The organism is Mesorhizobium sp. M0522 (assembly GCF_040321085.1).
In the GTDB taxonomy this organism is placed as follows: Bacteria; Pseudomonadota; Alphaproteobacteria; order Rhizobiales; family Rhizobiaceae; genus Mesorhizobium.
The window spans coordinates 1-26,250 of sequence record NZ_JAMYQW010000014.1; the positions used below are offsets into that span (position 1 = coordinate 1).

Annotated in this window: 24 protein-coding genes and 1 tRNA gene; 2 read left to right on the forward strand and 23 right to left on the reverse strand. The window is 62.9% G+C overall.

Annotated elements, in window-relative coordinates; genetic code table 11:
• Positions 1-51: 51 nt before the first annotated feature.
• Together NKI58_RS16755 and NKI58_RS16760 are read right to left on the reverse strand one after the other, a co-directional pair.
• The gene (locus NKI58_RS16755; RefSeq protein ID WP_352786688.1) at positions 52-1,257 is read right to left on the reverse strand and encodes an S-adenosylmethionine:tRNA ribosyltransferase-isomerase; all 1,206 of its coding nucleotides are present in this window, start codon (positions 1,255-1,257) and stop codon (positions 52-54) included.
• The gene (locus NKI58_RS16760; protein ID WP_352824436.1) at positions 1,254-1,976 is read right to left on the reverse strand and encodes an SDR family NAD(P)-dependent oxidoreductase; all 723 of its coding nucleotides are present in this window, start codon (positions 1,974-1,976) and stop codon (positions 1,254-1,256) included. Before NKI58_RS16760 ends, NKI58_RS16755 begins: the two co-directional genes overlap by 4 nt.
• A gap of 85 nt (positions 1,977-2,061) precedes the next feature.
• Between NKI58_RS16760 and soxR the strand changes: the two genes are divergently transcribed.
• On the forward strand, positions 2,062-2,496 hold the full coding sequence (gene soxR, locus NKI58_RS16765; RefSeq protein WP_352617470.1) for a redox-sensitive transcriptional activator SoxR: 435 nt from the start codon (positions 2,062-2,064) through the stop codon (positions 2,494-2,496).
• A 346-nt stretch (positions 2,497-2,842) separates the two neighbouring features.
• Here soxR and NKI58_RS16770 read toward each other — a convergent pair whose 3' ends face one another.
• A complete protein-coding gene (locus tag NKI58_RS16770; RefSeq protein ID WP_023676607.1) occupies positions 2,843-4,225 on the reverse strand; it encodes a DUF6538 domain-containing protein in 1,383 nt (460 codons plus the stop codon).
• Positions 4,226-4,362: 137 nt separating this feature from the next.
• Positions 4,363-4,447, reverse strand: a tRNA-Leu gene (locus NKI58_RS16775).
• Between the two features lie 175 nt (positions 4,448-4,622).
• Here NKI58_RS16775 and lipB point away from each other — a divergent pair.
• On the forward strand, positions 4,623-5,366 hold the full coding sequence (lipB, locus tag NKI58_RS16780; RefSeq protein WP_352786691.1) for a lipoyl(octanoyl) transferase LipB: 744 nt from the start codon (positions 4,623-4,625) through the stop codon (positions 5,364-5,366).
• A gap of 387 nt (positions 5,367-5,753) precedes the next feature.
• Here lipB and NKI58_RS16785 read toward each other — a convergent pair whose 3' ends face one another.
• The 19 genes from NKI58_RS16785 to NKI58_RS16875 all read right to left on the reverse strand — a co-directional run bounded on the left by NKI58_RS16785 (position 5,754) and on the right by NKI58_RS16875 (position 26,248).
• Positions 5,754-6,437 carry an ABC transporter ATP-binding protein gene (locus tag NKI58_RS16785; RefSeq protein ID WP_023676610.1) on the reverse strand — a complete coding sequence of 228 codons (684 nt, stop codon included), beginning with the start codon at positions 6,435-6,437 and terminating at the stop codon, positions 5,754-5,756.
• Complete coding sequence (locus NKI58_RS16790; protein ID WP_352458234.1) at positions 6,434-7,720, reverse strand: lipoprotein-releasing ABC transporter permease subunit; 1,287 nt, start codon at positions 7,718-7,720, stop codon at positions 6,434-6,436. The genes NKI58_RS16785 and NKI58_RS16790 overlap by 4 nt, the downstream gene beginning before the upstream one ends.
• Positions 7,717-9,045, reverse strand: coding sequence for a proline--tRNA ligase (proS, locus tag NKI58_RS16795; protein WP_352570374.1), 1,329 nt, complete (start codon positions 9,043-9,045; stop codon positions 7,717-7,719). The genes NKI58_RS16790 and proS overlap by 4 nt, the downstream gene beginning before the upstream one ends.
• Positions 9,046-9,605: 560 nt before the next feature.
• Entirely contained in the window at positions 9,606-9,890 is a 285-nt protein-coding gene (locus NKI58_RS16800; protein WP_352786692.1) for a DUF1467 family protein, read from the reverse strand.
• Positions 9,887-10,291: a methylmalonyl-CoA epimerase gene (gene mce, locus NKI58_RS16805; RefSeq protein ID WP_352786693.1), complete on the reverse strand. Its 405-nt coding sequence runs from the start codon at positions 10,289-10,291 to the stop codon at positions 9,887-9,889. Before mce ends, NKI58_RS16800 begins: the two co-directional genes overlap by 4 nt.
• Positions 10,292-10,415: 124 nt before the next feature.
• A complete protein-coding gene (locus NKI58_RS16810) occupies positions 10,416-12,086 on the reverse strand; it encodes a ribonuclease J (RefSeq protein WP_352786694.1) in 1,671 nt (556 codons plus the stop codon).
• A gap of 119 nt (positions 12,087-12,205) precedes the next feature.
• Entirely contained in the window at positions 12,206-13,027 is an 822-nt protein-coding gene (locus NKI58_RS16815) for a biotin--[acetyl-CoA-carboxylase] ligase (RefSeq protein WP_352589715.1), read from the reverse strand.
• A 4-nt stretch (positions 13,028-13,031) separates the two neighbouring features.
• Entirely contained in the window at positions 13,032-14,468 is a 1,437-nt protein-coding gene (gene nuoN, locus NKI58_RS16820; protein WP_352589712.1) for an NADH-quinone oxidoreductase subunit NuoN, read from the reverse strand.
• Between the two features lie 18 nt (positions 14,469-14,486).
• Positions 14,487-15,992, reverse strand: coding sequence for an NADH-quinone oxidoreductase subunit M (locus NKI58_RS16825; RefSeq protein WP_352450009.1), 1,506 nt, complete (start codon positions 15,990-15,992; stop codon positions 14,487-14,489).
• Positions 15,992-17,965, reverse strand: coding sequence for an NADH-quinone oxidoreductase subunit L (gene nuoL / locus NKI58_RS16830; RefSeq protein ID WP_023676619.1), 1,974 nt, complete (start codon positions 17,963-17,965; stop codon positions 15,992-15,994). Before nuoL ends, NKI58_RS16825 begins: the two co-directional genes overlap by 1 nt.
• Before the next feature lie 10 nt (positions 17,966-17,975).
• Positions 17,976-18,284 (reverse strand): NADH-quinone oxidoreductase subunit NuoK, encoded by a 309-nt coding sequence (gene nuoK / locus NKI58_RS16835; protein ID WP_023676620.1) that lies wholly within the window; start codon positions 18,282-18,284, stop codon positions 17,976-17,978.
• 1 nt (position 18,285) lies between these two features.
• Positions 18,286-18,906 carry an NADH-quinone oxidoreductase subunit J gene (locus tag NKI58_RS16840; RefSeq protein ID WP_023676621.1) on the reverse strand — a complete coding sequence of 207 codons (621 nt, stop codon included), beginning with the start codon at positions 18,904-18,906 and terminating at the stop codon, positions 18,286-18,288.
• 118 nt (positions 18,907-19,024) lie between these two features.
• A complete protein-coding gene (nuoI, locus tag NKI58_RS16845; RefSeq protein WP_023676622.1) occupies positions 19,025-19,516 on the reverse strand; it encodes an NADH-quinone oxidoreductase subunit NuoI in 492 nt (163 codons plus the stop codon).
• Positions 19,516-20,559 (reverse strand): NADH-quinone oxidoreductase subunit NuoH, encoded by a 1,044-nt coding sequence (gene nuoH, locus NKI58_RS16850; RefSeq protein WP_023676623.1) that lies wholly within the window; start codon positions 20,557-20,559, stop codon positions 19,516-19,518. The genes nuoI and nuoH overlap by 1 nt, the downstream gene beginning before the upstream one ends.
• 2 nt (positions 20,560-20,561) lie before the next feature.
• A complete protein-coding gene (gene nuoG, locus NKI58_RS16855; RefSeq protein WP_352570380.1) occupies positions 20,562-22,643 on the reverse strand; it encodes an NADH-quinone oxidoreductase subunit NuoG in 2,082 nt (693 codons plus the stop codon).
• Positions 22,644-22,717: 74 nt separating this feature from the next.
• Positions 22,718-23,413: a helix-hairpin-helix domain-containing protein gene (locus tag NKI58_RS16860; RefSeq protein ID WP_352786695.1), complete on the reverse strand. Its 696-nt coding sequence runs from the start codon at positions 23,411-23,413 to the stop codon at positions 22,718-22,720.
• Between the two features lie 77 nt (positions 23,414-23,490).
• Positions 23,491-24,795: an NADH-quinone oxidoreductase subunit NuoF gene (nuoF, locus tag NKI58_RS16865; protein ID WP_023676626.1), complete on the reverse strand. Its 1,305-nt coding sequence runs from the start codon at positions 24,793-24,795 to the stop codon at positions 23,491-23,493.
• A 10-nt stretch (positions 24,796-24,805) separates the two neighbouring features.
• Positions 24,806-25,873, reverse strand: coding sequence for an NADH-quinone oxidoreductase subunit NuoE (gene nuoE, locus NKI58_RS16870; RefSeq protein WP_352786696.1), 1,068 nt, complete (start codon positions 25,871-25,873; stop codon positions 24,806-24,808).
• Complete coding sequence (locus tag NKI58_RS16875; RefSeq protein ID WP_352824548.1) at positions 25,874-26,248, reverse strand: hypothetical protein; 375 nt, start codon at positions 26,246-26,248, stop codon at positions 25,874-25,876.
• Between the last annotated feature and the right edge of the window lie 2 nt (positions 26,249-26,250).

The following is a 26,250-nucleotide window of genomic DNA, read 5'->3' on the forward strand; positions in this document are numbered from 1 at the left end:
GCGGGTTCCTTCCCTGGAGGCTTCCGGACGCCGGCCTCGAGCCACGCCATCTCAGTAGACGGCCGGCATCCGAAACCCATCACAAATGCCGAATTTGGTCCGCTGTAACATAGCTCCGACTTCCTTGCGCGCCGAGCACGAAATACCACCGATCCTGCCGACATCATGGCACACCTCGAGTAAAGCCTTCGTCTCGAGCCCCTCGCCCCGATTTTGTTCGCGCGATAGAAGCGGCGGTTGGCGATTAAGCAGCATGGAATCGCCGAATTCATGCGCGCGGTAGCGGTAGGCGGCAAAGGCTGTGGAGGCCTTGGCGAGCAGAGCATCGTCGGCAAAGGCGCGCAGGAGCTCGAAATGGCTTTCGCCGGGCTGGTGGACGCCTGTAAAAATCGCATCGACCACGCGAAGCGGCGTGCCGCGCGCGATGCGCCCTGTCGCAATGCCTTTTCCGGCACGCACACCGCCATCGGAATTGGCGGCTGCCTCAAGGGCGCGCACTACGCTCGTGCCGATCGCGATGATGCGGCTGCCGCGGAGCTTCGCCCGCACGACCTGCGCTGCGGTGCGCTCGGGAATGCGGTAGGGCTCGTCGAAGGGAAGACGCGAATCGAGTGCGGGATCGCCGGTGGAAGAAACGCCGGCGGCATGCGTGAGCGTTGCGAAGCCAACGTCGCGCCGACGCCAGACCTGGAGCGTACGCCAGTCGAGCGCGAAGCCTGCCGATGGCGCCTCGAACGCGGCCGGCTCGGCGGCAATATTCGTCCAGACATCCCACAGTGCCAACGGCTCACGAACATGCGCGTATTGGATCGGTCGGCCGTGCTGCGCCAGTGCTGCAAGCACCGCTGCGCGGTTGCCTGGCAAACGCAGCTCAAGAAGGCGAGGATGGTCGAGAAGGCGCTCTACGACGGCGTTAAGCGGGCCGAGCCGGAGTCGATCGCCTGGTGACAGCGGAGGCGGAGGCGGCCGGTCTTCAGTGCGCGTGCCGTGATCGCCTGCACCGAAGGCAATCGCCAAGAAACGGGTTGGATCGGGAAACGACTGCCAGCCTGCCAGGCGGATCTCGATCGCCTCGTCGCTCGGGACATGCGTGCCGTGCAAGCTGGCAGGCAAGGTCGCGGCGTCATTGGCGACGACCAGATCGCCGGGACCGAATAGCGTCTTGATTCCAGCGCGCGGCAGGTCGCGCGTCGTGCCGTCCGCCTCGAGGACCAACAGCCTGGCAGCGCGCCGGTCGGGACGGTCGGCGGCAATCATGTATTTGCCCCGGCGTGAAGCGTAGCACGGACCTGCAACGCGCCGAGCATCTTTTCGATGATCTCGGCAGCGGACAGCTCGGGGCGTTTCAATGTAGACGGATCGGCGTCAGGAAGCGCCAGCGCGTGCAATGGGGTGTCCATATCACCGGGGTCTAGCGCGAAGAGCCGTATGCCGTCAGCCTTCGCCTCCTCGTCCCAAATCGCCGTCAGATGAGCAAGAGCAGCCTTGCTCGTGCCGTAGGCGCCCCAGCCGGGATAGGCGTTCACCGCCGCATCGCTGGAGATGTTGATCACCAGCGCGCCACGGCCCCCGCGTGCGGACGCGGCAAGTGCACCGAACGGGGCCTTCGTCAGCCGGAACGCGCCGACCAGGTTGACCGCGAGCGCCACCTCCAGTTCCTCGCACTCAGTATCGGCGAGGAGCGCCAGAGGGACAGGGCCGAGGCTCGAGGCATTGTTGATCAGGACGTCGAGCCCGCCGAGGCTCGCAGTTACCTGTAGCGCGATCGAGTAGGTGTCCTCCTTCTTGCCGACGTCGCCGACAATGCCGTGCGCGCCCGTCTCGTCAGCGATGCGTTCGACATTCGCGGCGGTGCGAGCGACGAAGGCCACGCACGCACCCTGCGCGGTCAGCTGCCGCACGAGCGCCATTCCGAGCCCGGAGGTGCCGCCCGTAACCGCCACGCGAAGTCCCTGAGGATCAATATTCGACTGCATTGCCGGTGCTCCTTCAAGCTTTATGGCGCCTTCTACAAGTTCAAGTTAACTTGAAGTCAAGCGGGAATCGTGCTTTCGTTCATGCATGGATTCCATGCTGACCATCGCCGACGTGTCGCGGCGTAGCGGCGTCGCCTCATCGGCCCTGCGCTTCTACGAGGAGCGCGGGCTGATCGCGTCCGAGCGGGCCGGCTCGGGACACAGACGCTATCCGCGATCCGTGCTGCGCCGGATCGCCTTCATCGTCTTCGCGCAGCGAATTGGGCTGACGCTCGAGGAGATCGGCGCCGAGCTCGCCAAGTTGCCAGCCGATCGCGTGCCGTCGCGTCGGGATTGGTCGCGGTTGTCGGGCCAGTGGACCAAGCGCATCGACCAGCGCATCGCCGAGTTGCAGCGCCTGAGGTCGGGGCTTACCGAGTGCATCGGTTGCGGCTGCCTGTCGATCGACCGGTGTAGCCTTGCAAACCCTACCGATATGGCAGGACGCAAGGGGCCGGGGCCGAGGTATTGGCTGGGGTGAGTTGGCAGCCAAGTGCGAGACGCTGCGGACCGGTAAGTATCGCCGCTGCACGATGCGGGAGGCAAACCGCTTTTCTCACCTGCGCCTGCTGCCATTATCTCGTCTGTGTCATCGCCGAACAGGAAACAGACGGGACAGACAATGACCTGTGTTCTGCCACAGGTAAGCACTGTTCCTGAGCCCGTGACCTTAGACAGAATTGACCGCGCTCTGGATACGCTCGCCCTAGCTATCCACAAGGCTGGCAACAAAGGACGAGCGTATCTCCCGATTTACGAGCGTCTTGAACGGGAGAAGAAGAAATTGATTGCAGAGATGGGCGCAATGCTGCGCGTCCAGGAACGGCTCAAACGATCTCGGGATCGAAAGGCAAAGCAATTTTTTTGAGTTCGTCTCGTCGCCATTGCAACGATCCGCCCGTACCATACTCTACACGCTCTATCGTATGGCCCATCAAGATTTTGCGAAGCTCGCTGTCGATACCTGCCTCCTTCATACGATCCTCGAAACTGTGCCGGAGGGAATAAATCTTGTGCTTCGGTGTCGGGAAAAGTTTGTGTGTTTTAAAGAATTTATTGAGGTTTGCAGAAAGCGCCTCTTCACGATTGCGGTAGCGCGGAAAGCCCTGCGGATTTTTCTTAAAAACTTCCAGCGCGACGCCTACCAGCGGTACATCTCGCACTGACCATTCGGTCTTGATCTCGCGCGGATCATCGGCGTCCTCTCGTGGGGTAATGCGAATATACGGAACCGGCGTGTCAAGGAAGATCACGGTCTCATCAAGATTGCATATCTCGCTTGGGCGTGTGCCTGTCTCGATCAGCGCCAGAACGCAGCGACGCGCTTGAGCATCCAGGGATGCTAAAGCGCCCGGCCTCATGATCTGATCGGTTATCCATTTGGGTTCGAATGACGGCCGTTTACGACGGCGCTTGCCACGCTCCGAAAAGCGGAGGTCATCGAATGGGGTGCCTTTTTGTTCCTCGCCCAAATGAGCGAAATAACGCCTGTAGAGATCCCGCATGTTGCCGAGGTCTCGATTGCCGGCAGACGCCGAATGTGTCGCGGCTCCGATGTCTGGCGGCGGCGCGATGCGCTTGAGCCAGAACCGGTAGAAGGTCAGTCCGTCTTCACGCGTGACGTCGCCGATCGGCTTGTCACCAACCAGGGCAACGAAATTGTTTACGGCTCTCTGCTTTACCTTCTTCCACATTCGGCGCTGCGACTGGCTCTTACCCGCGACTTCATGGGCCATGATCTCATCGGCGTAGAGATCAAAAGCTTTGGAGACTTTGACCGGCGGCACCTGCACCCCGCCGAGGAGAGCGTCGGCGACCGCGGGGGCCGCTTGAACGCGCTCCAGCGCCTCGACACGCTTTAAAATTGAATCGACATTCTGAAAGCCTGCCACCTGTCCATTTGAAAGGTAGGAAACGCCCATGGCTTCAGCCCGGCGAACGGCGTCGCGATACTGATCGAGTGCTGACCTTGTCTCGCCGCCGCAAAGAAGCACCGCCCACAGGGTCTTGTCCGCGTCTTCGAGCTTGTCGCGCATGGCACGTGCGAGGCGGCGTTCGTCCGTTCCCAGGGACTTGCGAATGAACCTGCCGCGATCGTCGATGCCGACCATCTTGGCGGGCATTCGCCGATGATAATAGAAAATTCCGTCGCGCTGGACGAGGTAGCGATCCGGGTCTCTGGCGGGCTCTGCGACGGCCTCTTTTCGCATGGGCCAAACTCGCGATGTATCTCAGTTTGTATCCCAAATTGTATCGCATTTCGGCAAGAACGCCAAGCGCCCTCATCAACGGGTGCTCTGCCGGACTGGAGTTTCAATGGCTTAGAGGGCCAAGTTCACGAATTTGATGGTGCGGTCGAGAAGACTCGAACTTCCACGGGTTGCCCCACAGCGACCTCAACGCTGCGCGTCTACCAATTCCGCCACGACCGCACGTGGTAGGAGCCGGAACCAACCGGCCCGCGGCGTGTAGCAAATCGTTTCCGGTGAAACAAGTGCGCGGCCAGCAATAATCGGCCGGACATCGGCATAACTCTTCAAGGGCCGAACGTGCCGGAACTGGACGTTCGTACCGATTGCCGCCATATGAGTGGCGAGACGAGATATCATGACAGAACGCAGCCAGATCGCCACGTCGTTCCTGCCCTTGCCCGGCTCGGCGCCGGTCGAATGGCGCATCGAGCCCGGGCTCACCGCCTATCCCGATGCGCTCGCCGTGATGGAGGCGCGCGCCGAGGCAATCCGCAGCGGCGCCGCCGGCGAGATGGTCTGGCTGGTCGAGCACCCGCCGCTCTACACCGCCGGCACCAGCGCCCGCATCAAGGACCTGATCGAGCCGGACCGTTTCCCGGTCTTTGCCGCCGGGCGTGGCGGCGAATACACCTATCATGGGCCGGGCCAGCGAGTCGCCTACGTCATGCTCGACCTGAAGCGGCGGCGCGAGGATGTCCGCGCCTTCGTCGCCGCACTCGAACAATGGATCATCGGCTCGCTGGCCGCCTTCAACGTACGCGGCGAACGCCGCGAGGACCGCGTCGGCGTCTGGGTGGTTCGGCCGGACCGCCCCGCTTTGCCCGACGGCTCGGCGGCCGAGGACAAGATCGCCGCCATCGGCATCAGGCTGAGGCGCTGGGTGAGCTTTCACGGCATCGCCATCAATGTCGAGCCGGACCTTAGCCATTTCAGCGGCATCGTGCCGTGCGGCGTCCAGCATCACGGCGTCACCAGCCTTGTCGACCTCGGCCTTCCCGTGACCATGGCCGACCTCGACCTGGCGCTGAAATCCGCTTTCGAGGACGTGTTCGGGCCCGCCGCGGTGTCGCCTGTCGAAGTGTCCCGCAAGGCCGGCTGAAACACTCGCCCAATGCCTGCGCCAATATGCGAAGGCGGCCCTCGCTCATCAGCATCGAGCCCGCCCTCGAGCTAAATTCTCACATCGCGCCGATCCAGATTGCCATGGAAATGAGGAACGTGCTCATGCACACCAGCGAGACGACATCCTGAACAAGATCGGTCATAACTCTCTCCTGTTGTTAGTATGTTCGTATTTTGTTCTAATTTTGTTCGAATGTCAACGATCGCAGTCCGGGCGTCACCCGAATTGCGCTCGGTCATTTCGACAGGGTTAAGAAAGGGTTGAGAAGGAGATGCCGAGCGTTTCGGGGCCGACAGGCGCGCGAAAGCGGCGGGACGGCGCACGGCAGCTCGCGGGCCGTCATCGCCTCAATTGCAGCGCACCCTAAAGCGGCACAACCTTGCCGTCGGACAGCGTCACGCGGCGGTCCATGCGCGAGGCGAGCTCGTGATTGTGGGTGGCGATGAGCGCCGCCAGGCCCGATTGCCGGACCAGTGCTGCCAGCGCCTCGAACACATAGGAAGCGGTCACCGGGTCGAGATTGCCGGTCGGCTCGTCGGCCAAAAGCACCAGCGGCGCATTGGCGACGGCACGCGCAATGGCGACCCGCTGCTGCTCGCCGCCGGAGAGCTCGGAGGGGCGATGCTGTGCCCGCTTGCCGATCTGCATATAGTCGAGCAATTGCGCCGCCCGCTCGGCCGCCTCCTTGCGCGGCAGCCCTTTTATCAGCTGCGGCATCATGATGTTTTCCAGCGCAGAAAACTCAGGCAACAAATGATGGAACTGGTAGACGAAGCCGACATCGTTGCGGCGGATCGCCGTGCGCTCGTCGTCGGAAAGCCGGCCGCAGGCGCGCCCCGCCAGGATCACGTCGCCGGCGTCCGGTCGCTCCAGCAGCCCGGCCGTGTGGAGCAGCGTCGACTTGCCGGTGCCCGACGGCGCCACAAGCGCCACCATCTCGCCACGCTTCAGCGAAAAATCGGCGCCGTTCAGGATGGTCAGCTTGCGCGGCCCCTGTACATAATGGCGTTCGACGCTCTTCAGCTCGATAATGGCCTCGGCCATCATTCGTACCTCAGCGCTTCGACCGGATCGAGCCTGGCAGCGCGCCACGCCGGAAACAGTGTCGCCAGGAACGACAGCGCCAAAGCCATGAGAACGACCGAGATCGTCTCGCTGGCATCCATGCGCGCCGGCAGCTGGCTCAGGAAATAAAGCTCGGGATTGAACAGCCGCTCGTTGGCCAGCCAGGAGAAGAACTGGCGGATGCGCTCGACGTTGAGGCAGATCACGATGCCGAGCAGCACGCCGGCGATGGTGCCGACAACGCCGATCGCAGCCCCGGTCATCAGGAAGATGCGCAGGATCGCGCCGCGCGTGGCGCCCATGGTGCGCAGGATGGCGATGTCGTGGCCCTTGTCCTTCACCAGCATGATCAGGCCCGAAATGATGTTGAGCGCCGCCACCAGCACGATCAGCGTCAGGATCATGAACATGACGTTGCGCTCGACCTGCAGCGCGTCGAAAAACGTCTTGTTACGCTCCCGCCAATCGACGAGGGTGATCGGCCGTTGCGCCGCCTCTTCGACCTTCGGCTTCAGCGCGTCGATATTGTCGGGATTGTCGGCGTAGATCTCGATCGTCTGCGCCCTGCCGTCCATGTTGAAATAAAGCTGCGCTTCCGAAAACGGCATGTAGACGATGGAGCTGTCATATTCCGACATGCCGACCTCGAAGATCGCGGTTATCGGATAGCCTTTCATGCGCGGCGTCGTGCCGAGCGGCGTGACGTCGCCCTCGGGCGAGATCAGCGTGATGGTATCGCCGAGCACAAGGCCGAGATTCTCGGCCATGCGGCTGCCGATGGCGACTCCCTCGCCGGTGTCGAAGCCGACGATCGAGCCCGCCTTGATGTTGTTGGCGACGATCGTGATCTTGCCGAGATCCTCGCCGCGTATACCGCGCACCAGCGCGCCGGTGCCGCCGCCGACATTGCCTTGCGCCAGCACCTGCCCGTCGATCAGCGGAATGGCATATTTGACGCCGGGCACGCCGTTGATGCGGCCGGCGACCTGGTCATAGTCCTCCAGCGGCATGTCGAGCGGCTGCACGATCAGGTGCCCGTTGACGCCAAGGATGCGCGTCAGCAGTTCGGCGCGAAAGCCGTTCATGACCGCCATGACGACGATCAGCGTGGCAACGCCCAGCATGATGCCGAGGAAGGAGATCGAGGCGATCACCGAGATCACCGTCTCCTTGCGGCGCGAGCGCAGATAGCGCCACGCCACCATGCGCTCGAAGCCGGAAAAGGGTCCTGCCGCCGAAGGTTTGGCTGCTGCCGCTTCACTCATACGGCGGCACCGAAACGCTTTTTCACGTCGCCGATCGGCAGCGTCTCGCGCTCGCCGGTCCTGCGGTTCTTGATTTCGACCTCGCCGGCGGCGACACCACGCGGCCCGACGATCACCTGCCACGGGAGCCCGATCAGGTCGGCGGTGGCGAACTTGCCGCCCGGCCGCTGGTCGGTGTCGTCGTAGAGCACCTCCTTGCCGGCGGCGGCAAAGGCGGCATTCAGCTCGCGGCAGACGCGGTCGCATTCGGCATCGCCAGCCTTCATGTTGATCAGGCCGACATCGAACGGTGCCACCGCCTCCGGCCAGATGATGCCGTTATCGTCATGGCTGGCCTCGATGATCGCCGCGACCAGCCTGGACGGGCCGATGCCGTAGGAACCGCCAGAAACGAAATGATCCTTGCCGTCCGGCCCGGTCACCTTGGCGCCCATCGGCTTGGAATATTTGTCGCCGAAATGGAAGATATGCCCAACCTCGATGCCGCGCGCCGAGACCCTGTCGCCTTCGGAGAGCTTTTCCCATGCCGCCTCGTCATGCATTTCGTCGGTGGCGGCATAGGGCGTCGTCCACGTCTTGACGATGCCGCCGATCTCGGCGTCGTTCGAAAAATCGGTATCCGCCCCCGGCACCTCAAGCGAGAGATAGTCGCGATGGCAAAACACCTGGCTCTCGCCGGTGTCGGCCAGGATGATGAACTCATGGCTGAGGTCGCCGCCGATCGGCCCGGTGTCGGCGCGCATCGGAATGGCCTGCAGCCCCAGGCGCGTAAACGTCCTGAGATAGGACACGAACATGCGGTTATAAGCGGCCTTGGCGCCTTCATAATCGAGGTCGAAGGAATAGGCGTCCTTCATCAGGAACTCGCGCGAACGCATGACGCCGAAGCGCGGGCGCACCTCGTCGCGAAACTTCCACTGGATATGATAGAGGTTGAGCGGCAGGTCCTTGTAGGACTTGACATAGGAGCGGAATATCTCGGTGACCATCTCCTCGTTGGTCGGCCCGTAGAGCATATCGCGGTCTTGCCGGTCCTTGATGCGCAGCATCTCCTTGCCGTAGTCTTCATAGCGGCCGCTTTCGCGCCACAGCTCGGCCGATTGGATGGTCGGCATCAGGATTTCGAGTGCGCCGGCGCGATTCTGCTCCTCGCGAATGATCCGGCAGACCTTGTCCAGCACCCGCTTGCCGAGCGGCAGCCAGGAAAAGCTGCCCTGCCCCTGCTGGCGGATCATGCCGGCGCGCAGCATCAGCCGATGCGAGACGATCTCGGCCTCGCGCGGATTTTCTTTGAGAATGGGCAGGAAATAGCGCGACAAACGCATGGACTGGTCCGTGAGAGAGGATGGCGGCGCCGGAATCGGCGCAGCGCAGGCTTGCTTGCCCCGGCTTCATAGCCATTTCATGGCGGAATGGAAACCCGGCCCAAGCGCTGCACAGGCGCCGCAATTGCCGCACGCGGCTTGCTGGGCGTTTCGCAAGCAACGCCTGCCGTACTATTGTGCACTGCAGCACGAGATTGCCTGTTTCCGGGCAAAATTCTTCGTGACATTTTCACCCGCCTTAGGCTAGTGTGCCCCCATAACCGAGAGGGTAGAGAAAAATCTGCCCTCCTACGCGGTCAAAGTCTTGGGAGGATGCGATCTAGGCGCGGTAACTCGCTGCCGCCGGACACCGGAAACAGATCGGACGCGTTTAAATTGCAAGGCCTCGCGCCTTGCATTTTTTTTGTGCAATCATCTGGTTAGCACGACAGATTACCAAACTACATGACGTTGCGTCAGCCCAAACCCGCCCCGGCCTTTACTTTGGATTGACCTTGCTGGCTCAGCTTGATTTCAGAGCCTCGGCTAGGCTGGGATAGTCGGACACGGTAGGTAGCCGGCTAATGCGCTAGGCTCTGGTTGAAATCCGGCACGATGTGCGGGATGTCGTCGATACCGAGGCCAAGCCCTCTCGTGATGCCGTAGAAGATACCCATGAGGACCAGCGTGACGATCGTCGTGCGCAGCGCCGCGCGCAGCATGTGCGGTCCGCGCGGTGCGCTCGGAACCGTGCCAAGCGTCACGTCCCGATCCTCGTCCTGCGTCCGCATGCTGAACGGCAGGACGGCGAACAACACCACCCACCATGTGGCGAAGAACAGGGCGACAAACGAAACCCAACTCATGCTTGCTCCAGTTCGACCAGCGTGCCGAAGAAATCCTTGGGGTGCAGAAACAATACCGGCTTGCCATGTGCGCCGATCTTCGGATTGCCGTCGCCCAGCACGCGCGCGCCGCTGGCCTTGAGACGGTCGTGCGCCGCAACAATGTCGTCCACCTCATAGCAGACATGGTGCATGCCGCCGGACGGATTCTTCGCGAGGAATGCGGCGATCGGCGAGGCTTCGCCGAGAGGCTCGAGCAACTCGATCCTGGTGTTGCCGACGTCGACGAACACCACCGTAACGCCATGCTCCGGCAGCGCCTGCGGCGCGGTCACGCAAGCGCCAAGCGTATCGCGATAGACCGCCGCAGCCGCGGCCAGATCCGGCACCGCAAGCGCGACATGGTTGAGGCGTCCGAGCATAGGGTGCTCCAGGTCTGGGGTAGTGAGTAGTGAATGGTGAATGGTGAATGGTGAATGGAATATTGCGCATTGCAAAACCGCTAACCCACAACATCCTATTCTCTATTCACTATTCACTATTCACTTACCTTGTGACGAACACCGTCACCAGCGGCTTCTTGCCCCAGGCTTCGTTGGCCGCGCCGCGCACCGCGCGCCGCACTGCCTCCTGGACCAGGTCGAGGTCTTTTCGGCGCTGGCGGGGGATGGAGTCCACGGCGCCGATTGCCGCATCGATCATCAGGTCTTCCAGGCTCTCGCCGCTGCCGTCGGCCTCGGCGACGCCGATGGCGACGAGATCGGGATCGCCGGCAAGCGCGTATTTGTCGTCGAGCACGACATTGACGGCGACATGGCCGGCAAAGGACAGCTTGCGGCGGTCGCGAATGCCCATCGCCTGGTCGGTGCCGATCAGCCTTCCGTCCTTGTAGATGCGGCCGAACGGCACCTGGTCGATGATGGCGGCGGCACCCGGATACAGCCTGAGCATGTCGCCGTCGCGCACCTGCGCGACCTGGCCGATGCCGGACGTCGACATCAGCGAGCCCTGCGCCACCAGATGCGCCGCTTCGCCATGCACGGGAACGCCGATCTGCGGCCGCACCCATTCATACATCTTGCGCAATTCGCTGCGGCGTGGATGGCCGGAGACATGCACCAGCGCATCGCCGTCCTCGATGATCTTGATGCCGAGATCGATCAGGCGGTTCTTGATTTCGAGGATCGCCTTCTCGTTGCCGGGAATGGTGCGCGAGGAAAACACCACCGTGTCGCCGGCCGTCAGCGCCACCGACTTCATCTCGTCGCGCGACAGCTTGGCAAGTGCGGCAAGCGGCTCGCCCTGGCTGCCGGTGCAGATGATGACGAGGTTTTCGCGCGGGATGAAGCCGTAATCCTCCTCGGCGATGAATTCCGGCAACCCGTCCATATAGCCGAGTTCATCAGCCACATCGATGACGCGCTTCATCGAGCGGCCAATCACCAGGCACTGGCGGCCGGCATCCCGCGCCGCCTTGGCGATGGAGACGATACGCCCGACATTGGAGGAGAAGCTGGTGACGGCGACCCGGCCCTTGGCGTTCTGGATGACGCTCTTGAGGCCCTCGCCCACCGCCACTTCGGACGGCGATTCCCCTTCCCGCATCGCATTGGTGGAATCGCAGACCAGCGCCAGCACACCCTTGTCGCCATAGGCTCGGAAGCGCGCCTCGTCGGTCATCGGCCCGACCGTCGGCGCCGGATCGATCTTCCAGTCGCCGGTATGGATGACGACGCCGGCCGGCGTCGTGATCGCCAGCGACATCGGTTCGGGAATGGAGTGCGCAACAGGGATGGCCTCGATCTCGAACGGGCCGACGGTGAATTTCTCGCCGGCCCGGTAGATCGTCACCGGGATCTTCGGCGCCCCTTGCTCGCCCTGCCGCTTGGCTTCCAGCAGGCCGGCGCTGAACGGCGTCATCCACACCGGCGCCTTGAGCTTCGGCCAGATGTCGTGGAGCGCGCCGTAATGGTCCTCATGCGCATGGGTGATGACGATGCCGCGCAGATTGGCGACATTCTCCTCGATGAAACGCGTGTCGGGCAGAACCAGGTCGACGCCGGGCAGGGTTGCATCGGGAAAAGTGACGCCGACGTCGACCACGATCCATTCGCGCGCATTGGCCGGCCCATAGCCGTAGAGGGCGAAGTTCATGCCGATCTCGCCGACACCGCCGAGCGGCACGAAGACAAGTTCGGCGTTTTCCGCTATCGCCATGGTCTTTCCTTCCTTGCCGGTCAAAATTGTGGGCCGGTCAAAATTGTCGGCCGGTCAAAATTGTCGGCCGGTCAAATTCAAGCTGGTCAAATACCTGGCCAGTCAAACGTATTGGCCAGTCAAACGCCGGCCGAGGCAACCGCGCCGAAATGCACGTCGCCGGCGGCGATCGTCAGAACCGAACCTTGATCGTCGCGGATCACGAAACGGCAGTCCTCGTCAATGGTCTCGAAGGTGCCGCGCACCACATTACCGTCAATTCTGACAGCAACCTGCCCGCCAAGCCCCGCCGCACGCGCCAGCCACCGCCGCCTGACGGCGGCAAGCCCGCGCCCTTCGTTCCACAGCCGCGCATTCTCGCTCCATGTATCCGACAGCGCCAGGAACAGCGTCTCGGCATCGCAAGCAGACCCCAGCGCGCTGAGCGACGTCGCTGGATAAGGCAAATCCTCAGGGTATGCCACCACGTTGACGCCGACACCGACAGCCACCGCGGAACGGCCACCATCCAGCATCGCCGATTCCAGCAGGATGCCGGCGAGCTTGGCGCCCGAGGCAAGCACATCGTTGGGCCATTTCAGTTCGAAACGGTTCTTGCCTTGGCTCGCACCATCGAGGCCGATCGCGATCCTGCCCTTCGGCACGACAGCGTCGAGCGCGTCGGCCAGCGCCAGTCCGGCAACGAAGCCGAGCGTCGCGGCAAGCCGAAGCTCGGTGTTGGTGATCACCAGCAACGTCGCTGCCAGATTGCCCTCGGGCGTCGCCCAGGCGCGGCCACGGCGGCCACGCCCGGCTTCCTGCTTTTTGGAGACGACCCAGAGTTTGCCCGGATCGCCGGCCCGTGCATGCTCCAGCGCCAGCGCGTTGGTGGAGCCGACCGTGTCGTGCGCCTCGAGCCGGAACCCGTCCGAAGCCGCGGTTGGAGCCAGCCTGAAAGTCATTCCGTCAGAAGAAGGTCTTGGCCGCGGCTGCGGCGTAGGTTCCGATCGGGCCGCCGATCAGCACGTAGAACAGCACGAAGGCGCCACAGACACCGAGCACGACGCGCAGTTCGGACGCCATCGGCACGAAGCCGCCGACCGGTTCGTCGAACCACATGATCTTGATGATACGCAGATAATAGTAGGCGCCCACCACAGAGGCGAGCACGCCGATGATCGCCAGCGCGTAGAGGTTGGCATTGATGGCGGCGAGGAACACGTACCATTTCCCCCAGAAGCCGGCGAGCGGCGGGATGCCGGCCAGCGAGAACATCAGGATGGTGAGGATCGTCGCCATGATCGGATTGGTCGCCGACAGGCCGGCGAGATCGCTGATCTGCTCGACATTGCCCTCCTTGCGCCGCATGGCGAGGATGAAGGCGAAGGTGCCGAGCGTCATCACCAGATAGATCAGCATGTAGATGGCGACGCCGCGCACGCCATCCTGGCTGTTCGCGGCAAGGCCGACCAGCGCATAACCCATATGACCGATGGAGGAATAGGCCATCAGCCGTTTGATGTTGGTCTGGCCGATGGCCGCAAAGGCACCAAGCGCCATCGAGGCGATCGAGATGAAGACGATGATCTGCTGCCAGTCGGCGGCGATCGGCTTGAAGGCGCCCATGGTGACGCGCACCATCAGCGCCATCGCCGCCATCTTCGGTGCCGCCGCCAGAAAAGCCGTCACCGGCGTCGGCGCGCCTTCATAGACGTCGGGCGTCCACATATGGAACGGCACCGCCGAGATCTTGAAGGCAAGGCCGGCCAGCACGAAAACCAGGCCGAAGACGAGCCCAAGCTGGCGCTCACCGCCGCTCAGCGCCGTGGCGATCTCCTGGAAGCCGGTGTTGCCGGTGTAGCCGTAGACCAGCGAGATACCGTAAAGCAGCATGCCCGACGACAGGGCGCCAAGGACGAAATACTTCAGCCCGGCCTCGGTCGAGCGCAGATTGTCCCGGTTGATCGCCGCCAGCACGTAGATCGCCAGCGATTGCAGCTCGAGGCCGAGATAGAGCCCGATCATGCCGTTGGCCGAGATCATCAGCATCATGCCGAGCGTGCAGAGCAGGATCAGCACCGGATATTCGAACTTGTCGAAACGCTCCGCCTGGGCAAAGCGGACCGACATGACCAGCGTCACCGCCGAGCCGACGAGCGCCAGCACCTTCATGAAGCGGGCGAACGGATCCTGGATGAAGGCTTCGCTATAGGCGTTGCCCTGTCCCGGCGAAAAGACCAGCCAGGCGCCGGCGATCACCAGCACGGCGACGGCAAGGCCGCTCACCGTGACAGTGGTGTTGGCGCGCGAATAGGCGCCGAGCATCAACAGCGCCAAGGCGCCGATGGCGAGGATCAGCTCTGGCGTCGAGAGCGACAGGCTTGAGAGAAGGTCCGGCGTCATGGTTCGCAAAACCCCCAGTCAGTTCGCCGCCGCGGTCTGCGCGGCGCCGATGGATGCGGTGACATTGGTAACGAGCGCCTTGACCGATTCGGCGGTCGCGTCGAAGATCGGCGCCGGATAGACGCCGAAGAAGATGACCAGCGCGACCAGCGGATAGATGATCACCTTCTCGCGCGTCGACAGGTCGAGCAGGCCTTTCAGGCTTTCCTTGGTCAGCGCGCCGAAGATCACCTTGCGGTAGAGCCAGAGCGCATAGGCCGCCGAAAGGATGACGCCGGTGGCGGCGAAGAACGCTACCCAGGTGTTGACCCGGAACACGCCGAGCATGGTCAGGAACTCGCCGACGAAGCCGCTGGTGCCGGGCAGGCCGACATTGGCCATGGTGAAGATCATGAACACGGTTGCATATTTCGGCATGTTGTTGACCAACCCGCCATAGGCGTCGATGTCACGCGTATGCATGCGGTCGTAGACGACGCCGACGCAGAGGAACAGCGCGCCGGAGACCAGGCCGTGCGACAGCATCTGAAAGATCGAACCCTGGACGCCTTCCTGGTTCATCGCGAAGATGCCCATGGTAACGAAGCCCATGTGAGCGACCGACGAATAGGCGATCAGCTTCTTCATGTCCTCCTGCATCAGCGCCACCAGCGAGGTGTAGATGATGGCGACAACGGAGAGCGTGAAGATCAGCGGCGCGAACATTTCGGATGCGATCGGAAACATCGGCAGCGAAAAGCGCAGGAAGCCGTACCCACCCATCTTGAGCAGGATGGCGGCCAGGATCACCGAGCCGGCCGTCGGCGCCTCGACATGCGCGTCCGGCAGCCAGGTGTGCACCGGCCACATCGGCATCTTCACCGCGAAGGACGCGAAGAAGGCAAGCCATAGCCAAGTCTGCATATTGGCCGGGAAGTTGTGGGTCAGAAGCGTCGGGATGTCGGTGGTGCCGGACTGGAAGAACATCGCCATGATGGCGAGCAGCATCAGCACCGAGCCGGCCAGCGTATAGAGGAAGAACTTGAACGAGGCATAGACGCGCCGCTTGCCGCCCCACACGCCGATGATGATGAACATCGGGATCAGGCCGGCTTCGAAGAAGACATAGAACAAGACGATGTCGAGCGCGCAGAACACGCCGATCATCAGCGTCTCGAGCAGCAGGAACGCAATCATATAGGCCTTGACGCGCTTCTCGATCGATTCCCACGAGGCGAGGATGCAGAGCGGCATCAGGAAGGTGGTCAGGATGACGAACAGCATGGAGATGCCGTCTACGCCCATATGATAGGAGATGCCGGAATCCAGCCAGGCAAACTTCTCGACGAACTGGAAGCCGGGCTGCGAATTGTCGAAGCCGGTCCAGATGAACAGCGAAATCACAAACGTGAACGCGGTCGTGAACAGTGCTATGGCGCGGATGTTGCGGCGCGCGTTCTCGCTGTCGTCACGCACGAAAAGGATGAGCAGCACACCAACCAGCGGCAGGAAGGTGACCAGCGATAGGATCGGCCAGGCGGTCATCAGAGCATCATCCAGGTGACGAGTGCGGCAACGCCGATCAGCATGGCGAAGGCATAGTGGTAAAGATAGCCGGTCTGCAGCTTGACGACCCGGTTGGTGACGTCGACGACGCGCGCCGAAATGCCGTCCGGCCCGAGCCCGTCGATGACGGTGCCGTCGCCGGTCTTCCACAGGAAGCTGCCGAGGCGCTTTGCCGGCCGCACGAACAGGAAGTCGTAGAGCTCGTCGAAATACCATTTGTTGAGCAGGAAGGCGTAGAGCAGGCGATGGTTGGCGGCGACGCTCCGAGGCATTTCCGGCGCGCGAATATAGAACTGCCAGGCAATCGCAAAGCCGATCAGCATGGCGATGAACGGTGACAGCTCGACCCACAACGGCACTTCGTGGATTTCGTGCAGGATGTGGTTGTCCGGCAGCGTGAACAGCGACGCCTTCCAGAATTCGGCATAGCCCTCGCCGAAGAAGGCGCCGTGGAAGATCACGCCGGCAAACAGCGCGCCCGCCGCCAGGATGAACAGCGGCACCAGCATGACCGGCGGCGATTCATGGACATGGTGCATGACCTCGTGGCTGGCCCGCGGCTCGCCGTGGAAGGTCATGAAGATCAGCCGCCAGGAGTAGAAGGAGGTGAAGCAGGCAGCAATGACCAGCAATATGAAGGCAAACGCGGCGACCGCATTGTGGCCGGCGAAGGCCGCTTCGATGATGGCGTCCTTGGAAAAGAAGCCGGCCGTGCCGATGATCGTTACCGGGATGCCGACACCGGTCAGCGCCAGCGTGCCGATCACCATCATCCAGTACGTTTTCGGAATGAGCGTCCTCAGGCCGCCCATCTTGCGCATGTCCTGCTCGTCGGAGACGGCGTGGATGACCGAGCCCGAGCCGAGGAACAGCAGCGCCTTGAAGAAGGCGTGCGTGAACAGATGGAAGATCGCCGCGCCATAGGCGCCGACGCCGAGCGCCACGAACATGTAGCCGAGCTGCGAACAGGTCGAATAGGCGATGACGCGCTTGATGTCGTTCTGGACGAGACCGACTGTCGCCGCGAAGAAGGCGGTGAAGGCGCCGATGAAAGTGACCACGGTCAATGCCGAATGCGACAGCTCGAACAGCGGCGACAACCGCGCCAGCATGAACACGCCTGCCGTCACCATGGTCGCGGCATGGATCAGTGCCGAGACCGGCGTCGGGCCTTCCATGGCATCCGGCAGCCAGGTGTGAAGCGGCACCTGCGCCGACTTGCCCATGGCGCCCATGAACAGGAGCAGGCAGACAACCGTCATCGCAGCCTGCTTGTCGAGCGCATAGCCGAGGAAGGTCAGCACGGCCGGGCCTTGCGGCGCGCCTTCCGCCGGAATGAACGTCGCCGCATTGGCGAAGATGGTGCCGAGATTGACCGAGCCGAACAGCACGAACACGCCGAATATGCCGAGCGCAAAGCCGAAATCGCCGACGCGGTTGACGACGAAGGCCTTGATCGCAGCCGCATTGGCCGACGGCTTCTTGTACCAGAAGCCGATCAGCAGATAGGAGGCAAGGCCGACGCCTTCCCAGCCGAAGAACATCTGCACGAGGTTGTCGGCCGTCACCAGCATCAGCATGGCGAAGGTAAACAGCGACAGATAGGCGAAGAAGCGCGGCCGGTCCGGATCGTGATGCATGTAGCCGATCGAGTAGATATGGACCAGCGACGACACCGTGTTGACAACTACCAGCATCACCACCGTCAGCGTGTCGATCCTGAGCGCCCAGGACGCCTCCAGCCCGCCCGACTGGATCCAGCGCATCACCGGCACGGTGAACACCTCTCCGCCGCCGAAGCCAACCGAGAAGAAGGCGACCCACGACAGCACGGCCGCGATCACCAGGAAGCCCGAGGTGATGTATTCGGAAGCCTTGGCCCCGAGCGAGGTGCCGAACAGGCCGACGATCAGAAAGCCGAGCAGCGGAAGGAAGACGATGGCCTGATACATGGTGGTTCCGTCAACCCTTCATCATGTTCACGTCTTCGACCGCGATCGAGCCGCGGTTGCGGAAGAAGACGACGAGAATGGCAAGGCCGATCGCCGCTTCGGCCGCCGCGACCGTCAGCACGAACAGTGCGAACACCTGGCCGACCAAATCGCCGAGCGCCGCCGAAAAGGCGACGAAATTGATGTTGACCGCAAGCAGGATCAGCTCGATCGACATCAGGATGACGATGACGTTCCTGCGGTTCAGGAAGATGCCGAACACGCCGAGCGTGAACAGGATCGCCGATACGGTCAGGTAGTGCGCGATGCCGACGACCATCTCAGACTCCTTCGCCCGTCTTGACCTTGCGGATTTCCACTCCGGTTGCCGCCGTGCGGCCGACCTGGGCGGCGATCGACTGCCGCTTGACGCCCGGCTTGTGGCGCAGCGTCAGCACGATGGCGCCGATCATGGCGACCAGCAGCACCAGCCCCGCTACCTGGAAGTAATAGAGGTAATCCGTATAGAGGATGTCGCCGAGCGCTGCCGTGTTCGACCGCGCGGCCAGGTCCGGAATGGGTTTCGCGACCGTCGCCGCCAGTTTCGGCGCGAATGTATAGCCGCCGAGCACCACGATCAGCTCCGCCGCCAGGATCAGCCCGACCAGCGCGCCGATCGGTGCATATTGCAGGGCGCCTTCCTTCATTTCGGCGAAGTCGACGTCGAGCATCATGACGACGAACAGGAACAGCACCAGCACCGCGCCGACATAGACGACGAGCAGGATCATCGCCAGGAACTCGGCGCCGGTCAGCATGAACAGGCCGGCGGCGTTGAAGAAGGTCAGGATCAGGAACAGCACCGAATGCACGGGATTGCGCGCCGAAATGACCATGAACGCCGATGCCACCGCGACAAAGGCGAAGAGGTAGAAAAAGGCCGCCTCTAGTCCACTCAGCATGGGTTCCCCCGGGTTTCCTGTCAGAACAGGACGTTCGTCCTGTTTTTTGCCACCGCCTCCGGTCGGCAAGTTGCGTGTTCCTTAAACCAGGCCCCTCGCCCCGTCCATGCGTCAAATATCAGCGGTAAGGCGCATCCAGCGAGATGTTGCGCGCCAGCTCACGCTCCCAGCGGTCGCCATTGGCCAGGAGCCTGTCCTTGTCGTAATAAAGCTCCTCGCGCGTTTCCGTCGCGAATTCGAAATTCGGCCCCTCGACAATGGCGTCGACCGGGCAGGCTTCCTGGCAGAAGCCGCAATAAATGCATTTCACCATATCGATGTCGTAGCGCACGGTGCGCCGTGTGCCGTCGTTGCGGCGTGGGCCGGCTTCGATGGTGATGGCCTGTGCCGGGCAGATCGCCTCGCACAGTTTGCAGGCGATGCAGCGTTCCTCGCCGTTCGGATAGCGGCGCAGCGCATGTTCGCCGCGGAAGCGCGGGCTGACCGGCCCCTTTTCATGCGGATAGTTGATCGTCTCCTTCGGCGCGAAGAACTGGCGCATCGACAGGAAGAAAGCGCTGACGAAATCCTGCAAAAGCAGTGACTTGGCGGCCTGGGATAATGCTGACATCAGGCAAACCCGGTGAGTTTGAGAAAGGCGGCGGTGGCGACCACCATGAACAGCGAGATCGGCAGGAAGACCTTCCAGCCGAGCCGCATCAGCTGGTCGTAGCGATAGCGCGGCACGAACGCCTTCACCATGGAGAACATGAAGAACACCAGGCAGACCTTGAGCACGAACCAGATGAGCCCCGGCACCCAGGTGAAGGGTGCGAAGTCGAAGGGCGGCAGCCATCCGCCGAGGAACAATATGGTGGCCAGTGCGCACATCAGGACGACGGCGACATATTCGCCGAGGAAGAACAACAGGAACGGCGTCGAGGAATATTCGACCATATGGCCGGCGACGAGTTCCGATTCGGCTTCCACAAGGTCGAAGGGCGGCCGGTTGGTCTCGGCCAACGCCGAGATGAAGAAGACGATGAACATCGGGAACAGCGACAGCCAATGCCAGTCGAGGAAGGTGTTGGGCAGGCCGAGCCGCGTGCCCAGCCCGTCCTGTTGCGACAAGACGATGTCGGACAGGTTGAGCGAGCCGACGCAAAGCAGCACGGTGACGATGACGAAGCCGATCGAGACCTCGTAGGACACCATCTGCGCCGCCGAGCGCAGTGCGCCGAGGAACGGGTATTTCGAATTGGAGGCCCAGCCGCCCATGATGACGCCATAGACCTCGAGCGAGGAGATGGCGAAGACATAGAGGATGCCGACATTGACGTTGGCGATCGCCCAGCCTTCATTGACCGGTATGACCGCCCAGGCGGAGATCGCCAGCACCGCCGACACCAAAGGCGCCAGCAGGAAAACGCCCTTGTTGGCGCCGGACGGGATGACCGGCTCCTTGAAGACGAATTTCAGCAGATCGGCGAAGGCCTGCAGTGTGCCCCATGGGCCAACGACATTCGGGCCTCGGCGCAATTGCACCGCCGCCCAGATCTTGCGGTCGGCGTAAAGCACATAGGCGACGAAGATCAACAGAACGACGATCAGCACGACCGACTTCAAAAGGATCAGCAGCGCCGGCAGCACGTAGAAGGAGAAGAAGGTGTCCATGTCTACTCCGCCGCCTGCCTGAAGCCGTTCTTCGCCAAAGCCGAGCATTCGGCCATCACCGCGGAAGCCCGCGCGATCGGGTTGGTCAGGTAGAAATCCTTGACCGGCGAGGTGAAGGTGCCCTTGTTCAACCGCCCGCCGAGCTTGGCAACCCTGGCGATGTCGGCCGGGTCGCCGGCCGCGACATGATCGATGCGGGCAAGATGCGGGTATTCCGCATAGAGCTTTGCGCGTAGCTGCGGCAGCGAATCGAAAGGTAGCTTCTTGCCCAGCACATCCGACAGTGCCCGAAGGATCGCCCAGTCCTCGCGCGCTTCGCCGGGCGCAAAGCCGGCCCGGTTGGTCTGCTGCACGCGGCCCTCGGTGTTGACGAAGGTGCCCGACTTCTCGGTATAGGCGGCACCCGGCAGGATGACGTTGGCGCGATGCGCGCCCTTGTCGCCATGCGTGCCGATATAGACGACGAAAGCGCCGCCGGTCTTGGCCATGTCGATTTCGTCGGCACCGAGCAGGAACAGCACATCGGTCTCGCCGAGCATGCCGGCGACATTCCTGCCGCCCTCGCCCGGCACAAAGCCGACATCGAGGCCGCCGACCCGCGCCGCCGCGGTGTGCAGTACGGCAAAACCGTTCCAGTCGGCCCTTGCGGCATTGACGGCGACGGCGAGCTTCGCCGCCTGGCCAAGCACGGCCGCGCCGTCCGGACGCGCCAGCGCACCCTGGCCGACGATGATCAGCGGATGCGTCGCCTTCTTCAGTAGCTGGAAGAACTTGCCGTTGCCGTCGGCCAGATCCTTCAGCGATTCCGGCCCGGCGCCGAGCTGCTCATAATCATAGCGCGTATCGCCGACGTCGCCGATGACGCCGACCGGCAGATTGCCGGCCCGCCAGCGCTTGCGGATGCGGGCGTTGAGCAAGGATGCCTCGAAGCGCGGATTGGCGCCGATGATCAGCACCGCATCGGCCTGTTCGATGCCTTCGATGGTCGGGTTGAACACATAGCTCGCCCGGCCGAGCGACGGATCGAGTGCGGCGCCGTCCTGGCGGCAGTCGGTGTTCTTCGAGCCGAGCGAAGCCATCAGAAGCTTCAGCGCGTAGATCTCCTCGACGGCGGCAAGATCGCCGGCAATGGCACCGATCTTTTCGGGTGCCGCATTCGACACCGCTTCCTTGATCGCGGCAAAAGCCTCGGCCCAGCTTGCCGGGGCCAGTCTGCCATCCTTGCGCACATAGGGGCGGTCGAGGCGCTGCGTGCGCAAGCCGTCCCAGACGAAGCGGGTCTTGTCGGAAATCCATTCCTCGTTCACCGCCTCGTTGGTACGCGGCAGGATGCGCATCACTTCGCGGCCCCGGCTATCGACACGGATCGCGGAGCCGACGGCGTCCATCACGTCGATGGATTCGGTCTTGGTCAGTTCCCACGGCCGTGCCTGGAAGGCGTACGGTTTGGAGGTCAGCGCACCAACCGGGCAAAGGTCGATGACATTGCCCTGCAGTTCCGAAGTCATCGCGCTTTCGAGATAGGTGGTGATCTCGGCATCCTCGCCGCGGCCGATCAGGCCGAGCTCGGATATGCCGGCAATCTCGGTGGTGAAGCGGACGCAGCGCGTGCAATGGATGCAGCGGTTCATGATCGTCTTGACCAGCGGCCCAATATACTTGTCTTCGACCGCCCGCTTGTTCTCATGGTAGCGCGAGGAATCGACTCCGAACGCCATCGCCTGGTCCTGCAGGTCGCACTCGCCGCCCTGGTCGCAGATCGGGCAGTCCAGCGGATGGTTGATCAGCAGGAATTCCATCACGCCTTCGCGCGCCTTCTTGACCATCGGCGTGTTGGTGAAGATTTCCGGCGGCTCGCCGTTCGGGCCGGGGCGCAGGTCGCGCACGCCCATGGCGCAGGACGCCTGCGGCTTGGGCGGGCCGCCTTTCACCTCAATCAGGCACATGCGGCAATTGCCGGCGATCGACAGCCGCTCGTGGAAGCAGAAGCGCGGCACTTCTGCGCCGGCGTCCTCGGCCGCCTGCAGCAGCGTGTAATGGTCGGGTACAGTGATCTCTTTCCCGTCGACCTTGAGCTTTGCCATTTCGCCTCAAACCCCTGCGGACGTTCCGCAATCTTTCCTTCCGGGCGCAGCCGAGACCGCGCACGATATTGAATTCACTTTTTGGCCCCGGCCAACGCGGCCGCCTGACCGATCCAGCCGTCACGGCCGATGCGGCCCTTCAACGACAGGTAATCTTCGACCCAGGCGATCTCTTGCGGCGTCCACGCGGCGATCTGGGCGTATGTCCAGATGCCAAGGCCGTTCAGCACCTTTTCCAGTTTCGGCCCGATGCCCGATATCGCCTTGAGGTCGGCGGGCTTGGCTGGCCGATCCATCGGCCTGGGCTGCTTGAAATCTTCCGGCATCAGCCCGGCCGACGCATCCGCTGCAACGGTGCTCGCATTCGCCAAGCTCCGCGCCGCGGTGCTCGTCGCAATGTCGGTCACATCATTGGCGAAGGACTGCGCCTCGGCAATCAGGGTTTTGGTCGCTGCGCGCGCCTTTGTCGAGGAGCTTTTGCCGGTCGCGGAAAAGCGTTCCGTCCGGGCCTCGAAATCCTCGGCGACCGGCTGCCAAAGCCGCTGCGAGGTTTCGGCCGCGCCCGAAAGCACGCCCATCCAGATGCCAAAGGCGTGGTTGGCAAGACCGATGCCGAGTGCCGTCATCGCCGCCGCGCCCGCGACAGGATGCGCCAGGAGATTGACGGCATTGGCCATCTCCTTCGGCATCATCCTGGTCAGATCCTGGTTCATCTTCAACAACGGGTCCATATCGGGCGTAAAATCGTCGGGTGTCGAAAACAGCGACATAGGTGGTCTCCTGGTCGTTTCCGTCTGCCCCGCGCTCGTTTCCTCGTGTCGGACATTCGTCCGCATTTTGAATACTTCTATTCCGCCGCCGCCAGCACCGGTTCGGCACGGTGCGCGTTGCGCGAAAACTCGTCGATGCGCCGCTCCACCTCGCCGCGGAAATGCCGCATCAGGCCCTGGATCGGCCACGCCGCCGCGTCGCCCAGTGCGCAGATCGTGTGGCCCTCGACCTGCTTCGTCACGTCGAGCAGCATGTCGATCTCGCGCTTCTGCGCTTCGCCGCGCACCAGCCGCTCCATCACCCGCCACATCCAGCCGGTGCCTTCACGGCAGGGCGTGCACTGACCGCAGCTTTCGTGCTTGTAGAAGTAGGAAAGCCGCGCGATCGCTTTCACGATATCGGTCGATTTGTCCATGACGATGACAGCCGCCGTGCCGAGGCCCGATTTCAGATCGCGCAGCGCGTCGAAATCCATCGGCGCGTCGATGATTTGCTCGGCCGGCACCAGCGGCACCGAGGCGCCGCCCGGAATGACCGCCAGCAGATTGTCCCAGCCGCCGCGGATGCCGCCGCAATGTGTCTCGATCAGCTCGCGGAACGGGATCGACATCGCCTCTTCGACGGTGCACGGATTGTTGACGTGGCCGGAGATGCAGAACAGTTTCGTGCCGACATTGTTGGGCCGGCCGAAGGACGAGAACCAGGCGGCACCGCGGCGCAGGATGGTCGGCGCGACAGCGATGGACTCGACATTGTTGACTGTCGTCGGGCAGCCATAGAGGCCGACATTTGCCGGAAATGGCGGCTTCAGCCGCGGCTGGCCCTTTTTGCCCTCGAGGCTTTCGAGCAGCGCCGTCTCCTCGCCGCAGATATAGGCGCCGGCGCCGTGATGCATGTAGATGTCGAAATCGTAGCCGGATGTGTTGTTCTTGCCGATCAGCTTGGCCGCATAGGCCTCGTCGATGGCGCGCTGCAGCGCCTCGCGCTCGCGGATGAACTCGCCGCGCACATAGATGTAGGCTGCGACCGCGCCCATGGCGAAGCCGGCAAGCAGGCAGCCTTCGACCAGCGTGTGCGGGTCGTGGCGCAGTATGTCGCGGTCCTTGCAGGTACCGGGCTCGGACTCGTCGGCATTGACGACGAGATAGCTCGGCCGGCCGTCGCTTTGTTTGGGCATGAACGACCATTTCAGCCCGGTCGGGAAACCGGCACCGCCGCGGCCGCGCAGGCCCGATGCCTTCATCTCGTTGACGATCCACTCGCGCCCCTTGGCAACGATGCCGGGCGTGTTGTCCCAGGCGCCGCGCGCCATGGCACCGGCCAGCGACTTGTCGAAGCGGCCGTAGATGTTGTTGAAGATGCGGTCTCTGTCCTGAAGCATTGCTCGTTCCTCAGACCGGCTTCTTGCCGATCGGCCGGCTCCTGTTTCCGGGCGACGGCTTGGCCGCCTTGGCGGCAGCCTTCGCCGGTTTGACCTTGGCCTCCGGCGCCTTGAAAGCAGACGCCGGCTCGGCCTTGTTCTTTGGGCCCTTGCGCTGTTTCGAGACGTCCTCGACCTGCGGTTCGGCCTTGTTGGCATTGGCGGCCGAATGCAGAGGCGCTGCGACGCTCGCCGCCCTTTCCGCCGCGGGCGCGACTTTCGTCGCCGACGGCGATTTCAGCGCCGGGCTGGTCTCGACCGCATCGGTTTTCGGCTTGCTGGCATTCGAGGGCGCAACCGGCGCCGGTGCAGGCGCGGCCGAAGCCGCTGGCGGAACTGGTGCTGCGGCGGCAGCCGCCGGCTCTGCATCCTTGGCGGCCTTGGTCGCCGCCCTGGTTTCCCGGTCGCGGGTCGCCTTGAGGATCGCCTTTTCGCTCTTGAGGGTCGTCAGGCCGCTGGCCGGCTCCGAGGTGATGCGGCCGTTTTGCGGTCCTGGCGTCACCGAAGCACCTTTGCCGGCGTCATAGAGGTCGATGATCTCGGCAAGCCGCTCCGGCGTCAAATCCTCATAGGTGTCCTTGAATATCATCACCATCGGTGCGTTGACGCAGGCGCCGAGGCACTCGACCTCCTCCCACGACAGCGTGCCCTTGTCGTTGGTGTGGAATTGGTCGTGATGGATTTTCGAGCGGCACACATCCATCAGCGCTTCCGAGCCGCGCAGCATGCAGGGCGTGGTGCCGCAGACCTGGATATGCGCGCGGGTACCGACCGGATTGAGCTGGTACTGCGTATAGAAGGTCGCGACTTCGAGCCCACGGATACGGGGCATGCCGAGCATGTCGGAGATCGTCTCGATCGCCGCCTTGGTCACCCAGCCTTCCTGTTCCTGCGCCAGCATCAGCAAGGGAATGATCGCGGACTGTTCGCGCCCCTTCGGATATTTCTTGATCCACTGCTTCGCCGCCGCCGCATTCGCCCGGTTGAAGGCGAAGGAGGCTGGCTGGACGCTGGCTTCTGCGAGACGGCGGACTGACATTTAATTTTGAACTCTGTTGTAGCAGTCGAAATAAAGGCGAGGGTCGGACCTGGCCAAGATGGCGGTCTTCTCATCGCTTGCGATCTTTTTCCAAGTGGTATCGACATAGTCGCGATATTTACGGTACGGATCTGAGCAATCCGCGCCAAGTGCCACCTTCCAATCCGGATATGCCGTATCGGCGTACAGATACCAACCGGAATCCAGGCTCCAAAGCCTGCCCTTCGTCGTTACCCTGCACATGACATCTGTCTTCACGCCCTCAAGCTGGCAGGACACCCAATAGGCTTGCGGCGAACTGCCCCAGGCGGCAATTGCGCCCATGCCTGCCACTCCGGCTGCAAAGCCGGCAGCAACATGCAGGGCGCTCCGCATCT